This is a genomic window from Streptomyces turgidiscabies Car8 (assembly GCF_000331005.1).
Classification (GTDB): Bacteria; Actinomycetota; Actinomycetes; order Streptomycetales; family Streptomycetaceae; genus Streptomyces; species Streptomyces turgidiscabies.
In genome coordinates this window covers 14629-29224 of the sequence record NZ_AEJB01000242.1, presented here as the reverse complement: position 1 = coordinate 29224, position 14596 = coordinate 14629, and the positions used below count along the sequence as shown (strand labels likewise).

8 protein-coding genes and 3 rRNA genes are annotated in these 14596 nt (G+C 63.2%); 9 read left to right on the top strand and 2 right to left on the bottom strand.

Going from position 1 to position 14596, the window contains the following annotated elements; all coding sequences use genetic code 11:
* Positions 1 to 30: 30 nt before the first annotated feature.
* Together ptsP and STRTUCAR8_RS15975 are read right to left on the bottom strand one after the other, a co-directional pair.
* Positions 31 to 1701 (bottom strand): phosphoenolpyruvate--protein phosphotransferase, encoded by a 1671-nt coding sequence (ptsP, locus tag STRTUCAR8_RS15980; RefSeq protein WP_044472290.1) that lies wholly within the window; start codon positions 1699 to 1701, stop codon positions 31 to 33.
* A gap of 77 nt (positions 1702 to 1778) precedes the next feature.
* Positions 1779 to 2228 carry a PTS sugar transporter subunit IIA gene (locus tag STRTUCAR8_RS15975; RefSeq protein ID WP_006376816.1) on the bottom strand — a complete coding sequence of 150 codons (450 nt, stop codon included), beginning with the start codon at positions 2226 to 2228 and terminating at the stop codon, positions 1779 to 1781.
* A 582-nt stretch (positions 2229 to 2810) separates the two neighbouring features.
* On the opposite strand from STRTUCAR8_RS15975, the gene STRTUCAR8_RS15970 reads away from it, so the two are divergent.
* The 9 genes from STRTUCAR8_RS15970 (at position 2811) to STRTUCAR8_RS55655 (ending at position 14571) form a co-directional block, all read left to right on the top strand.
* Positions 2811 to 4337: ribosomal RNA gene (locus STRTUCAR8_RS15970) — 16S ribosomal RNA — on the top strand.
* 321 nt (positions 4338 to 4658) lie between these two features.
* Positions 4659 to 7782 (top strand): 23S ribosomal RNA (locus tag STRTUCAR8_RS15965).
* 90 nt (positions 7783 to 7872) lie between these two features.
* Positions 7873 to 7989 (top strand): 5S ribosomal RNA (gene rrf, locus STRTUCAR8_RS15960).
* The 16S, 23S and 5S rRNA genes sit together here, the layout of an rRNA operon.
* Positions 7990 to 8101: 112 nt before the next feature.
* Positions 8102 to 8710: a cardiolipin synthase ClsA gene (gene clsA, locus STRTUCAR8_RS15955; RefSeq protein ID WP_006376800.1), complete on the top strand. Its 609-nt coding sequence runs from the start codon at positions 8102 to 8104 to the stop codon at positions 8708 to 8710.
* A 110-nt stretch (positions 8711 to 8820) separates the two neighbouring features.
* A complete protein-coding gene (locus STRTUCAR8_RS15950) occupies positions 8821 to 11316 on the top strand; it encodes a mannose-1-phosphate guanyltransferase (RefSeq protein ID WP_006376805.1) in 2496 nt (831 codons plus the stop codon).
* Between the two features lie 166 nt (positions 11317 to 11482).
* The gene (locus tag STRTUCAR8_RS15945) at positions 11483 to 12319 is read left to right on the top strand and encodes a DUF881 domain-containing protein (RefSeq protein ID WP_006376814.1); all 837 of its coding nucleotides are present in this window, start codon (positions 11483 to 11485) and stop codon (positions 12317 to 12319) included.
* Positions 12316 to 12648, top strand: a complete 333-nt coding sequence (locus STRTUCAR8_RS15940) for a small basic family protein (RefSeq protein WP_006376801.1) — start codon at positions 12316 to 12318, stop codon at positions 12646 to 12648. The genes STRTUCAR8_RS15945 and STRTUCAR8_RS15940 overlap by 4 nt, the downstream gene beginning before the upstream one ends.
* 5 nt (positions 12649 to 12653) lie before the next feature.
* On the top strand, positions 12654 to 13547 hold the full coding sequence (locus STRTUCAR8_RS15935; protein ID WP_006376817.1) for a DUF881 domain-containing protein: 894 nt from the start codon (positions 12654 to 12656) through the stop codon (positions 13545 to 13547).
* Between the two features lie 130 nt (positions 13548 to 13677).
* On the top strand, positions 13678 to 14571 hold the full coding sequence (locus STRTUCAR8_RS55655; protein ID WP_407705498.1) for an FHA domain-containing protein: 894 nt from the start codon (positions 13678 to 13680) through the stop codon (positions 14569 to 14571).
* Positions 14572 to 14596 lie beyond the last annotated feature (25 nt).

Genomic DNA, 14596 nt, shown 5'->3' with positions numbered 1-14596 from the left:
GCCCGGCGAACGGTCTGCACGACCGGCCAGCTACTCGCCGGACAGCACCGCCTGAGCGGCGTCGCGAGCCTCGTCGGCGCTGTCCACAGCGCGGGCCGCCGCGGCGGCCCGCTCACACTGAGCCAGCGTGTACTTGGCCAGCGACGCCCGCACATACGGAATCGAAGCCGCACCCATGGAGAGAGAGGTGACGCCCAGACCGATCAGCACACACGCGAGCAACGGATCCGCCGCTGCCTCACCACAGACACCACAGCTCTTGCCCTCGGCCCTGGCCGCCTCGGCGGACAGCGCGACCAGGTCGAGCAGGGCGGGCTGCCAGGGATCCTGCAGACGAGAAACCGCACCCACCTGACGGTCAGCGGCAAAGGTGTACTGCGCGAGGTCGTTCGTCCCCAGGGACAGGAACTCGACCTCCTGCAGGATCGAGCGCGCCCGCAGAGCGGCGGACGGGATCTCCACCATGGCACCGAACTTCGCCCGCAGCCCCGCCGCACGGCACGCGTCCGCGAACGCCTTGGCGTCAGCGCGGTCCGCGACCATGGGAGCCATGACCTCGAGGTAGACAGGCAACCCCTCCGCGGCTTTGGCGAGCGCCGTCAGCTGCGTCTGCAGTACATCGGGGTGATCGAGCAGGGTCCGAAGACCACGCACACCGAGAGCCGGATTCGGCTCGTCGGCCGGTGTCAGAAAGTCCAGTGGCTTGTCCGCACCCGCGTCGAGCACGCGCACGACGACGCGCCCCTCGGGAAACGCCTCAAGAACCTGCCGGTACGCCTCGACCTGCTTCGCCTCGGACGGCGCGTTCTTGCTGTCATCCAGGAAAAGGAACTCGGTACGGAAGAGACCGACACCCTCGGCCCCGGCCTCGATGGCAGCCGGCACGTCCGCGGGCCCACCGACATTCGCCAGCAGCGGCACCATATGACCGTCGGAGGTGGAGCCCGGCCCGGTGGAGGCCGCAAGCGCCGCCTTGCGCTGGGCCGCCGCCGCCCGCAGCTGCGCTTTCCGTTCCTCACCGGGTTCCACGAAGATCTCACCCGTGCTGCCGTCCACCGCGATCACGGTGCCCTCGGCAAGCTCACCCGCACCGGGCAGTGCGACCACTGCGGGAACTCCCAGGGCCCTCGCCAGGATCGCGCTGTGGCTGGTCGGCCCGCCCTCCTCGGTGACGAACCCGAGGACCAGAGTCGGGTCCAGCAGTGCGGTGTCGGCGGGAGCGAGATCACGAGCAATAAGGACGTACGGCTCGTCACTGTCGGGGACACCGGGCATGGGAACCCCGAGCAGCCGGGCGACGATACGATTCCGCACGTCGTCCAGGTCGGCCACGCGACCGGCCAGGTACTCGCCGGCACCCGCCAGCAGAGCGCGGTAGGCGGCGAACGCGTCGTACACACCTCGCTCGGCCGTACTACCGACCGCGATACGCCGGTCCACGTCCGCCATCAGCTCGGGGTCCTGAGCCATCATGGCCTGCGCCTCGAGCACCGCCTGGGCTTCACCGCCCGCCAGATTCCCGCGCGCATTGAGGTCCGCGGCGACAGCGTCCACGGCCTGGCGCGCACGCCCTTGTTCGCGTTCGGCATCCTCCGCCGGAATCTGCTTGGCCGGCGGTTCGAGTACCGCCGTCCCCATGTGTCGAACCTCGCCGATCGCCACCCCGTGGCTCACGCCGACGCCTCGCAGCGTTGTCTCCATCTCACCGTCTCCGATAGTGCGGCGGGCCCCGCCACCGCGGTGGTTTTCCTGCTCGCCGTAATAGAACGGCGTTGACGTCACTGCCAACCGAAGAGGGTGTCTCCGGCCTTCACGGCGCCGTCTTCGATGAGACCGGAGAGAGAATCGGCCGAGGCTTCGAGCGCCACGATCGGGCACACCGGGGACTTGCCCGCGGCTTCCACGGCGGCCGGGTTCCAACGCACCACGCTCTGACCACGCGTCACGGTGTCACCCTTGTTGACGAGCAACTCGAAGCCCTCGCCATTGAGCTGCACGGTGTCGATACCGAGGTGAGTGAGTACACCGTGTCCTTCCTCGTCGACGACCACGAAGGCGTGCGGGTGGAGCGAGACGATGACTCCGGCCACGGGGGCGACGGCCTCCGAGGGCTCACGCACGGGGTCGATCGCGGTGCCGGGGCCGACCATGGCGCCGGAGAAGACCGGATCCGGCACTGCGGCCAGTCCGATGGCACGCCCTGCTAGAGGGGACGTCACGCTGGTCAAGGGAAGCCTCCCGGGGGTGGAGATTCATTACGGGCCGTCGCTGCCTGTGCCGGACGGCACACTGTTGAGCAGCGTATGTCATATGAAGTGCCGGTTCCGTGCGAGAGACGTCGGTTGGCGCCCCTGGCACCCTGCGGAATCGATTTGCGCCTGCTCCGAACGCCCGTGTACTGTCGTACTCCTGCTTGAGGCCGAGTGACGAGATCAAATGTCCTCGCCTGGCAGCATCCAACTTGTCAGATCCCCTCCAGGATCTCGTTCTGCATGCCTGCTGAACGGTGGTCAGGGAGACGGAAAAACGCTGATAGAGTTTGGAACACCGAAGGGAAGCCCGGAGGAAAGCCTGAGAGAGTTTCTCGGGTGAGTACGAAGGAAGCGTCCGTTCCTTGAGAACTCAACAGCGTGCCAAAAATCAACGCCAGATTTGTTGATACCCCGTTCTCGGCCATTCGGTCGGGGCGAGGTTCCTTTGAAGTAACACAAACACAGCGAGGACGCTGTGAACGGTCGGGCTTATTCCGCTTGACTGTTCCGCTCTCGTGTGTGTGCACCGGCTGTATTAATTTACTGGCCGAGTGAACATTCACGGAGAGTTTGATCCTGGCTCAGGACGAACGCTGGCGGCGTGCTTAACACATGCAAGTCGAACGATGAAGCCTTTCGGGGTGGATTAGTGGCGAACGGGTGAGTAACACGTGGGCAATCTGCCCTGCACTCTGGGACAAGCCCTGGAAACGGGGTCTAATACCGGATAATACCTTCCCTCGCATGGGGGTGGGTTAAAAGCTCCGGCGGTGCAGGATGAGCCCGCGGCCTATCAGCTTGTTGGTGAGGTAGTGGCTCACCAAGGCGACGACGGGTAGCCGGCCTGAGAGGGCGACCGGCCACACTGGGACTGAGACACGGCCCAGACTCCTACGGGAGGCAGCAGTGGGGAATATTGCACAATGGGCGAAAGCCTGATGCAGCGACGCCGCGTGAGGGATGACGGCCTTCGGGTTGTAAACCTCTTTCAGCAGGGAAGAAGCGAAAGTGACGGTACCTGCAGAAGAAGCGCCGGCTAACTACGTGCCAGCAGCCGCGGTAATACGTAGGGCGCAAGCGTTGTCCGGAATTATTGGGCGTAAAGAGCTCGTAGGCGGTCTGTCGCGTCGGATGTGAAAGCCCGGGGCTTAACCCCGGGTCTGCATTCGATACGGGCAGACTAGAGTGTGGTAGGGGAGATCGGAATTCCTGGTGTAGCGGTGAAATGCGCAGATATCAGGAGGAACACCGGTGGCGAAGGCGGATCTCTGGGCCATTACTGACGCTGAGGAGCGAAAGCGTGGGGAGCGAACAGGATTAGATACCCTGGTAGTCCACGCCGTAAACGGTGGGAACTAGGTGTTGGCGACATTCCACGTCGTCGGTGCCGCAGCTAACGCATTAAGTTCCCCGCCTGGGGAGTACGGCCGCAAGGCTAAAACTCAAAGGAATTGACGGGGGCCCGCACAAGCAGCGGAGCATGTGGCTTAATTCGACGCAACGCGAAGAACCTTACCAAGGCTTGACATACACCGGAAACATCCAGAGATGGGTGCCCCCTTGTGGTCGGTGTACAGGTGGTGCATGGCTGTCGTCAGCTCGTGTCGTGAGATGTTGGGTTAAGTCCCGCAACGAGCGCAACCCTTGTTCTGTGTTGCCAGCATGCCCTTCGGGGTGATGGGGACTCACAGGAGACTGCCGGGGTCAACTCGGAGGAAGGTGGGGACGACGTCAAGTCATCATGCCCCTTATGTCTTGGGCTGCACACGTGCTACAATGGCCGGTACAATGAGCTGCGATGCCGTGAGGCGGAGCGAATCTCAAAAAGCCGGTCTCAGTTCGGATTGGGGTCTGCAACTCGACCCCATGAAGTCGGAGTTGCTAGTAATCGCAGATCAGCATTGCTGCGGTGAATACGTTCCCGGGCCTTGTACACACCGCCCGTCACGTCACGAAAGTCGGTAACACCCGAAGCCGGTGGCCCAACCCCTCACGGGGAGGGAGCTGTCGAAGGTGGGACTGGCGATTGGGACGAAGTCGTAACAAGGTAGCCGTACCGGAAGGTGCGGCTGGATCACCTCCTTTCTAAGGAGCATCTAGGCCGCCAAGCAAGCTTGGTGGTCCAGGGCCATTACGTCGGCATACGTTCGACGGTGGTTGCTCATGGGTGGAACGTTGATTATTCGGCCGGGTTCACGGGTCGGAGGCTGTTAGTACTGCTCTCGCAAGAGGGTGTGGAAAGCATGATCTCCGGGCGGGACCGGGTCGGGCACGCTGTTGGGTGTCTGAGGGTATGGCCGTGAGGTTGTGTCTTCAGTGCCGGCCCCAGTGAACTCGCCCTGTAGGGGTGGGGTGGTGGGTGGTTGGTCGTTGTTTGAGAACTGCACAGTGGACGCGAGCATCTGTGGCCAAGTTTTTAAGGGCGCACGGTGGATGCCTTGGCACCAGGAACCGATGAAGGACGTGGGAGGCCACGATAGTCCCCGGGGAGTCGTCAACCAGGCTTTGATCCGGGGGTTTCCGAATGGGGAAACCCGGCAGTCGTCATGGGCTGTCACCCACATCTGAACACATAGGGTGTGTGGAGGGAACGCGGGGAAGTGAAACATCTCAGTACCCGCAGGAAGAGAAAACAACCGTGATTCCGGGAGTAGTGGCGAGCGAAACCGGATGAGGCCAAACCGTATACGTGTGAGACCCGGCAGGGGTTGCGTATGCGGGGTTGTGGGATCTCTCTTTCACAGTCTGCCGGCTGTGAGGCGAGTCAGAAACCGTTGATGTAGGCGAAGGACATGCGAAAGGTCCGGCGTAGAGGGTAAGACCCCCGTAGTCGAAACATCAACGGCTCGTTTGAGAGACACCCAAGTAGCACGGGGCCCGAGAAATCCCGTGTGAATCTGGCGGGACCACCCGTTAAGCCTAAATATTCCCTGGTGACCGATAGCGGATAGTACCGTGAGGGAATGGTGAAAAGTACCGCGGGAGCGGAGTGAAATAGTACCTGAAACCGTGTGCCTACAAGCCGTGGGAGCGTCGCTCATCAAGCTTTGCTTGGTGGGTCGTGACTGCGTGCCTTTTGAAGAATGAGCCTGCGAGTTTGCGGTGTGTTGCGAGGTTAACCCGTGTGGGGAAGCCGTAGCGAAAGCGAGTCCGAATAGGGCGATTCAGTAGCGCGCTCAAGACCCGAAGCGGAGTGATCTAGCCATGGGCAGGTTGAAGCGGAGGTAAGACTTCGTGGAGGACCGAACCCACCAGGGTTGAAAACCTGGGGGATGACCTGTGGTTAGGGGTGAAAGGCCAATCAAACTCCGTGATAGCTGGTTCTCCCCGAAATGCATTTAGGTGCAGCGTCGTGTGTTTCTTGCCGGAGGTAGAGCACTGGATAGGCGATGGGCCCTACCGGGTTACTGACCTTAGCCAAACTCCGAATGCCGGTAAGTGAGAGCACGGCAGTGAGACTGTGGGGGATAAGCTCCATGGTCGAGAGGGAAACAGCCCAGAGCATCGACTAAGGCCCCTAAGCGTACGCTAAGTGGGAAAGGATGTGGAGTCGCACAGACAACCAGGAGGTTGGCTTAGAAGCAGCCACCCTTGAAAGAGTGCGTAATAGCTCACTGGTCTAGTGATTCCGCGCCGACAATGTAGCGGGGCTCAAGCGTACCGCCGAAGTCGTGTCATTCACACAATAGGGCCAACGCCTGTGTGGATGGGTAGGGGAGCGTCGTGTGCCGGGTGAAGCTGCAGCGGAAGCTAGTGGTGGACGGTTCACGAGTGAGAATGCAGGCATGAGTAGCGATACACACGTGGGAAACGTGTGCGCCGATTGACTAAGGGTTCCTGGGTCAAGCTGATCTGCCCAGGGTAAGTCGGGACCTAAGGCGAGGCCGACAGGCGTAGTCGATGGATAACCGGTTGATATTCCGGTACCCGCTGTGAAGCGTCAAACATTGAACCAGGCGATGCTAAGTCCGTGAAGCCGCCCCGGAGCCTTCGGGCAAGGGGGAGTGGTGGAGCCGACGGACCAGACCTGCAGTAGGTGAGTGATGGGGTGACGCAGGAAGGTAGTCCATCCCGGGCGGTGGTTGTCCCGGGGTAAGGGTGTAGGACGAATGGTAGGCAAATCCGCCATTCACATAGTCTGAGACCTGATGCCGAGCCGATTGTGGTGAAGTGGATGATCCTATGCTGTCGAGAAAAGCCTCTAGCGAGTTTCATGGCGGCCCGTACCCTAAACCGACTCAGGTGGTCAGGTAGAGAATACCGAGGCGTTCGGGTGAACTATGGTTAAGGAACTCGGCAAAATGCCCCCGTAACTTCGGGAGAAGGGGGGCCATCACTGGTGAGGAGATTTACTCTCCGAGCTGGGGGTGGCCGCAGAGACCAGCGAGAAGCGACTGTTTACTAAAAACACAGGTCCGTGCGAAGCCGTAAGGCGATGTATACGGACTGACGCCTGCCCGGTGCTGGAACGTTAAGGGGACCGGTTAGTCAAGATTCGTCTTGGCGAAGCTGAGAACTTAAGCGCCAGTAAACGGCGGTGGTAACTATAACCATCCTAAGGTAGCGAAATTCCTTGTCGGGTAAGTTCCGACCTGCACGAATGGCGTAACGACTTCTCGACTGTCTCAACCATAGGCCCGGTGAAATTGCACTACGAGTAAAGATGCTCGTTTCGCGCAGCAGGACGGAAAGACCCCGGGACCTTTACTATAGTTTGATATTGGTGTTCGGTTCGGCTTGTGTAGGATAGCTGGGAGACTGTGAAGTGGGCACGCCAGTGTCTGTGGAGTCGTCGTTGAAATACCAGTCTGGTCGTGCTGGATGTCTAACCTGGGTCCGTGATCCGGATCAGGGACAGTGTCTGATGGGTAGTTTAACTGGGGCGGTTGCCTCCTAAAGAGTAACGGAGGCGCCCAAAGGTTCCCTCAGCCTGGTTGGCAATCAGGTGTTGAGTGTAAGTGCACAAGGGAGCTTGACTGTGAGACCGACGGGTCGAGCAGGGACGAAAGTCGGGACTAGTGATCCGGCGGTGGCTTGTGGAAGCGCCGTCGCTCAACGGATAAAAGGTACCCCGGGGATAACAGGCTGATCTTCCCCAAGAGTCCATATCGACGGGATGGTTTGGCACCTCGATGTCGGCTCGTCGCATCCTGGGGCTGGAGTCGGTCCCAAGGGTTGGGCTGTTCGCCCATTAAAGCGGTACGCGAGCTGGGTTTAGAACGTCGTGAGACAGTTCGGTCCCTATCCGCTGCGCGCGCAGGAACATTGAGAAGGGCTGTCCCTAGTACGAGAGGACCGGGACGGACGAACCTCTGGTGTGCCAGTTGTCCTGCCAAGGGCATGGCTGGTTGGCTACGTTCGGGAGGGATAACCGCTGAAAGCATCTAAGCGGGAAGCCTGCTTCGAGATGAGTGTTCCCACCCACTAGATGGGGTAAGGCTCCCAGTAGACGACTGGGTTGATAGGCCAGATCTGGAAGCCCGGTAACGGGTGGAGGTGACTGGTACTAATAGGCCGAGGGCTTGTCCTCAGTTGCTCGCGTCCACTGTGTTGGTTCTGAAACCACGAACAACCCCGCCCAAGGTCACGGGTGGTGCGGTTGACATGTGTTTCACCGTGTTTCGGTGGTCATAGCGTGAGGGAAACGCCCGGTTACATTCCGAACCCGGAAGCTAAGCCTCACAGCGCCGATGGTACTGCAGGGGGGACCCTGTGGGAGAGTAGGACACCGCCGAACTCCTTTTAAAGCTCCGGCTCTTGGGCGTACCGCCCGAGAGCCGGAGCTTTTTTGCGTTGAGGTAAGGTCAGGGGGCATCGTCATCGGCTCATTTCCCACAGGAGGCCCCCGGGTGGAGGTCCAGGAGACCCGCGTCCAGACAGACCGGGTCCTCACCATCCCGAACATCCTCAGCATGGCGCGGCTTGTCGGCGTCCCTGTGTTCCTCTGGCTGATCCTGCGGCCTGAGTTCGGTGGTCCGAAGAGCGACGGCTGGGCACTCCTGGTGCTGATGCTCAGCGGGATCAGTGACTATCTGGACGGCAAGCTCGCGAGGCGCTGGAACCAGATCAGCAGTCTTGGCCGGCTCCTCGATCCCGCAGCCGACAGGCTCTACATTCTGTCGACTCTGGTCGGGCTCACCTGGCGCGAGATTCTGCCAATCTGGTTGACCGCTGCACTGCTGGCGCGAGAGCTGGTTCTGCTGGTGATGGTGGGCATCCTCAGGCGTCATGGGTACCCGCCGCCGCAGGTGAACTTCCTGGGGAAGGCGGCTACCTTCAACTTGATGTACGCCTTCCCGCTACTTCTGCTCAGTGACGGAAGTGGATGGATCTCGTCACTCGCTGCAATTTTCGGATGGGCGTTCGCAGGATGGGGTACAACCCTGTACTGGTGGGCAGGAGTCCTCTACGTGGTACAAGTCCGCCGGCTGGTCCGAGCGGACGCCATGGCCGATTGAGCTCGCCGGTTGGGCGACGTAGTGGCTCGATGGCCCGCGTCGTAAATGTGCGGGACAATCAGGACGGGTGAAGTCGGCTAGACCGTTTCTTCAAGGAGGACGCTTCCGACATGAAGGCCGTCGTGATGGCCGGAGGCGAAGGCACACGCCTTCGCCCAATGACCTCAAGCATGCCCAAGCCGCTCCTGCCGGTGGCCAACCGGCCGATCATGGAGCATGTGCTGCGGCTGCTCAAAAGGCATGGGCTCAACGAGACAGTCGTTACTGTCCAGTTCCTGGCATCGCTCGTCAAGAACTACTTCGGTGACGGCGAAGAGCTCGGGATGGAGCTCACCTATGCCAATGAGGAGAAGCCACTCGGTACTGCCGGAAGCGTCAAGAACGCCGAAGACGCGTTGAAGGACGATACTTTCCTCGTCATCTCCGGTGATGCCCTGACCGACTTCGACCTCACCGAGCTCATCAATTTCCACAAGGAAAAAGGTGCGCTCGTCACTGTCTGCTTGACGAGAGTGCCGAATCCACTGGAATTCGGCATCACCATCGTCGACGAGGAAGGCAAGGTCGAGCGATTCCTCGAGAAGCCGACCTGGGGGCAGGTCTTCTCCGACACCGTGAACACGGGCATCTACGTCATGGAGCCCGAGGTCTTCGACTACGTCGAGGCCGATACCTCCGTCGACTGGTCCGGCGATGTCTTTCCTCAGCTGATGAAGGAAGGGCGGCTGGTCTACGGCTACATCGCCGAGGGGTACTGGGAAGACGTCGGTACGCACGAGAGCTATGTGAAGGCGCAGGCCGATGTCCTTGAGGGCAAGGTCGACGTCGAACTCGACGGATTCGAGATCTCACCCGGTGTGTGGGTCGCCGAGGGGGCCGAGGTACATCCCGATGCCGTGCTCCGCGGGCCTCTCTACATCGGGGACTACGCCAAGGTCGAAGCCGGTGTGGAAATCCGCGAACACACCGTTGTCGGCTCGAACGTCGTCGTGAAGAGCGGAGCGTTCCTGCACCGGGCGGTGGTGCACGACAACGTGTACATCGGTCAGCACAGCAATCTGCGCGGCTGCGTGGTCGGGAAGAACACCGACATCATGCGCGCGGCGCGGATCGAGGACGGAGCGGTCATCGGCGACGAGTGTCTCGTCGGTGAAGAATCGATCATTCAGGGGAACGTGCGCGTTTACCCGTTCAAGACGATCGAGGCCGGCGCCTTCGTCAACACCTCGGTGATCTGGGAGTCGAGAGGGCAGGCGCATCTCTTCGGCGCCCGTGGGGTGTCCGGAATCCTGAACGTGGAGATCACGCCAGAATTGGCGGTGCGGCTGGCCGGCGCCTATGCGACCACCTTGAAAAAGGGCTCCACCGTCACCACTGCCCGCGACCACTCCCGCGGTGCTCGCGCGCTGAAGCGGGCGGTCATCTCCGCCTTGCAGACCAGCGCCATCGACGTACGAGACCTGGAGAACGTACCGCTGCCGGTGGCGCGGCAGCAGACCGCTCGGGGGAGTGCCGGCGGGATCATGATCCGGACGACGCCCGGGGTGCCCGATTCTGTCGACATCATGTTCTTCGACGGACAGGGGGCCGACCTCTCGCAGGCAAGTCAGCGGAAGCTGGACCGGGTGTTCGCGCGGCAGGAGTACCGGCGGGCGTTCCCGGGGGAGATCGGGGACCTGCACTTCCCGGCCAGTGTCTTCGACTCGTACACCGGGTCGTTGCTGCGGAATGTGGATACGACCGGCATCGCCGAGGCGGGGCTCAAGGTTGTCGTCGACGCGTCCAACGGCAGTGCGGGACTGGTGCTGCCCAGTCTGCTCGGGAAACTCGGAGTGGATTCGCTGACCATCAATCCCGGACTCGACGAGTCCAGGCCGACGGAGTCCGCCGAAACCCGGCGGTCCGGGATGGTGCGGCTCGGAGAGATCGTGGCGTCGGCACGCGCCGCGTTCGGCGTTCGTTTCGATCCGGTGGGTGAGCGGCTTTCACTCGTCGACGAGAAGGGACGGATCATCGAGGATGACCGCGCTCTGCTCGTCATGCTCGACCTGGTGGCCGCCGAACGCCGCAGTGGGCGGGTGGCGTTGCCGGTGACGACCACACGCATCGCCGAGCAGGTCGCCGCCTATCACGGCACGCAGGTGGAGTGGACCACCACCTCGCCCGACGATCTCACCCGGGTCGGGCGTGATGAGTCGACCATCTTCGGTGGAGACGGGCGCGGCGGGTTCATCGTGCCCGAGTTCAGTAGCGTGTTCGACGGCTCGGCGGCCTTCGTACGGCTTATCGGACTGGTTGCGCGGACGCAGCTCACGCTCAGCCAGATCGATGCCAGGATTCCGCGGGCACACGTCCTGAAACGGGATCTGGCGACTCCGTGGGCCGTCAAGGGACTTGTCATGCGGCGGGTTGTGGAGGAGGCCGGAGAGCGGTTCGTCGACACCACTGACGGCGTGCGGGTGGTCGAGACCGACGGACGCTGGGTGATGGTGCTGCCCGACCCGGCGGAGGCCGTCACGCATCTGTGGGCCGAAGGGCCCGACGACGCTTCCGCCCAGGCGCTGCTCGACGAGTGGTCCGCCGTGGTGGACGGCGCCGGTCGCTGAATCGACGTACACGCGCGCGTGCCGGACAGAATCCCCAATGGGGCCTGTCCGGCGCGTCGGTGGGGCCGTTCGGAGGCACTGGTCGCGACGTGGGACGATGTGCGGCATGCCGCAGCAGCCCCCCGTTCGGAGCATCCCCACGAGTCGTTCCCGTCCGGACGCGTCCATGTCGCTGCTCACCAACGTCATGGACCACAGCCTCGACGAGGGATATGCCGAGGCTGCCGCGCGCCGGAAAGCCGCCGGTGACTCCGGTCTGGCGAGGCCGCTGAGGGCGAAGCTCGGCCTTGCCGCCGGCCTGGTGCTGGCCGCTCTCGTGGTGACCGTGGGGGCGGCTCAAGCACGGATAGCGGCGCCCGGTGTCGCCAAGGAGCGCGAGGAGCTGATCGACCGCATCGACCGCGAGACCGAGGCGGCCGACAAGCTGGAAAAAGCGGTCGACCAACTGCGCGACAACGTGAGCGCGCGGCAGCGTGCGGCGCTGAAGTCGGAGGGCGGCAGCGAACAGGCCGACCTGGTGGGCATCCTGTCGGGTGCGACCGAGGTGCACGGGCCGGGTGTCAAGCTCGTCGTGGACGACGCGAAGGAAGCGAGCACCGGTGCCGGCGGGGACGCCCGGGAGACCTCCGGATTCTCCGACACCGGGCGGGTGCGCGACCGCGACATGCAGCGGGTCGTGAACGGGCTGTGGCAGTCCGGCGCCGAGGCCATCGCGATCAACGGGCAACGGCTGACCGCGCTGTCGGCGATCCGGGCCGCGGGAGACGCGATACTGGTCGACAACAAGCCGCTGGTGCCGCCGTACACGGTGCTCGCGGTGGGGGACGGCAAGCGGTTGAGCACCAGGTTCCAGGACAGCGCCGACGGACTGTATCTGCACGCGCTGCAGGAGAACTTCGACATCCGGACCGGCATCTCCGTGGAGAGCGACCTCCGGCTGCCCGCCGCACCGAGCGTGATCGTACGTACAGCACAGCCGAGAACAGAGAAGGGCACATCGTGATCGCGGTACTGGGCCTCGTCGTGGGCGTCGTGGCTGGGTTGTTGGTCCGGCCCGAGGTGCCGGCGGTTGTCGAGCCTTACCTACCCATCGCCGTCGTCGCGGCCCTGGACGCCGTGTTCGGCGGTCTGCGGGCCATGCTCGACGGCATCTTCGTCGACAAGGTCTTCGTCGTGTCGTTCCTGTCGAACGTCGTCGTGGCCGCGCTGATCGTCTTCCTGGGCGACAAGCTGGGCGTGGGCGCCCAGTTGTCCACCGGTGTCGTCGTCGTCCTCGGCATCCGTATCTTCTCGAATGCCGCGGCGATCCGTCGGCACGTGTTCCGGGCCTGACGCCGATGAGTGACAACGACAAGAACGCCAAGAGCGACGCGGGCGACAAGCATCCAGAGGCGGGCGAGCGGCGATTGCGCGAGGAACTGCCCGAGGAGATCTCTGCCACTCCTGCGGACGCTCCGGACGCGCACACCGTGGACGCGGTGGCCGACGAGGAGGCCGACCCGCCCCTGACCGGCCGTCAGCGGCTGGTGAAGGGGCTGTGGCCGCCACGGGTGACCCGGGCGCAACTGATCGTCGCCCTGTTGCTGTTCGGGCTCGGATTCGGGCTTGCGGTGCAGGTCGCGTCCACCAGTGACAGCGACGGTGCGCTGCGTGGGGCGCGTCAGGAAGATCTCGTACGCATCCTCGATGAACTGGATGACCGTACGCAGCGTCTTGAGGACGAGAAGCAAGGTCTCGAAGATCAGCGGACCGAGTTGGAGAACAGCTCGGACCAAGCTGAGGAGGCCCGTAAGCAGACGGTTGAGAAGGAACGGCAACTGGGCATCCTCGCGGGCACGGTGGCCGCGCAGGGGCCCGGGATCACGCTGACCATCGAGGACACGAAGGGAACGGTCGAAGCCGACATGCTGCTCGACGCGATCCAGGAGTTGCGTGCCGCCGGTGCCGAGGCGATCCAGGTGAACGGTGTACGGGTCGTCGCGGGGACCTTTCTGGCGGACGAGGACGGCGGGGGAGTGAGTGTCGACGGGAACAAGATCGACGCTCCCTATCGTTTCAAGGTCATCGGGAAGCCGCAGGACCTCGAGCCGGCGCTCAACATCCCCGGAGGTGTGGTGCAGACCCTGGAGAAGGAGCAGGCCACCGCTACCGTGGAGCGGGCGGCCAAGATCGTCGTGGACGCCTTGCGAGCCGCGAAGCAGCCTGACTACGCTCGGTCGTCCTCCGAGTGAACCGGGGGTGCATGGGGGTTGTCCGCGGAGGGCATGAGGTTGCGGGGGGTCGGCGCACCGAATGGGTGGTGCGTGGTGGAAACTGTCAGGTGGCGGCGGACGTTGTGAGGATGTCCGGGTCGACCGGTAGGTGCAGTCAGGGTTCGTCCTGCCCCACGGGCGGGTCTGTTTCGGTCAAGGGGAATCGCCCGTGAAGTTGTTTGCGAAGTTGTTCGGCAAGAGCGCGCGAGAGGGCAACAGCGACAACGCGACCGCCCGCCATCGCGCACAGCCCGACGCGGACGGTCAGCGTCCGTTGTTCCGGGACCAGGTCGGCGGTCCGGGCGGTGACGTTCCGGGAGGTCAGGGCGCGCCTTCTGTTGACCCTGCCCAGTCCGGGCGCATAGGTTTCGGGGAACCCTCAACCTCAGGTACGGGTGGAGAGTTTTCCTCCGGTCCGTATGCGTCCAATGCCCCGGCGGGGCAGCCGCGGCAGGAGGATCCGTCGATGTCGGCCCTGGTGTGTACGAGGTGCGGTAACCGCAACGCGGAGAACAGCCGCTTCTGTTCCAACTGTGGTGCGCCACTGCGGGCCGGGGTGACCCCCGAGCGCCCGTCGGAGACGACGTCCACGATCTCGATCTCCGGCATCGAGGCGTACGACGCCGAGGTCACCGGTCAGACGCAGATGCCGATGCTCTCGCCCGAGGCGCAGGCCGCGGTGGACGCTCTGCCGCTCGGGTCGGCGCTCCTGGTGGTGCGTCGTGGTCCGAACTCGGGCAGCCGATTCCTCCTGGACGGCGAGCTGACCACGGCCGGGCGTCATCCGCAGAGTGACATCTTCCTGGACGACGTGACCGTGTCGCGTCGGCATGTGGAGTTCCGTCGCGGCCAGGACGGCATGTTCACGGTCGCTGATGTGGGCAGCCTCAACGGCACGTACGTCAACCGCGAGCGGATCGACCAGGTCGACCTGTCTAACGGTGACGAGGTGCAGATCGGCAAGTACCGGCTGGTGTTCTACGCGAGCCAGCGGGGCTACTGACCCTCCTCCGGACCGAGTCCGGGGG

Coding starts and splice junctions, on each gene's coding strand:
- ptsP (WP_044472290.1), bottom strand. CDS start 1,701: ATGGAGACAACGCTGCGAGGCGTCGGCGTGAGCCACGGGGTGGCGATC.
- STRTUCAR8_RS15950 (WP_006376805.1), top strand. CDS start 8,821: ATGAAGGCCGTCGTGATGGCCGGAGGCGAAGGCACACGCCTTCGCCCA.
- STRTUCAR8_RS15945 (WP_006376814.1), top strand. CDS start 11,483: ATGTCGCTGCTCACCAACGTCATGGACCACAGCCTCGACGAGGGATAT.
- STRTUCAR8_RS15935 (WP_006376817.1), top strand. CDS start 12,654: ATGAGTGACAACGACAAGAACGCCAAGAGCGACGCGGGCGACAAGCAT.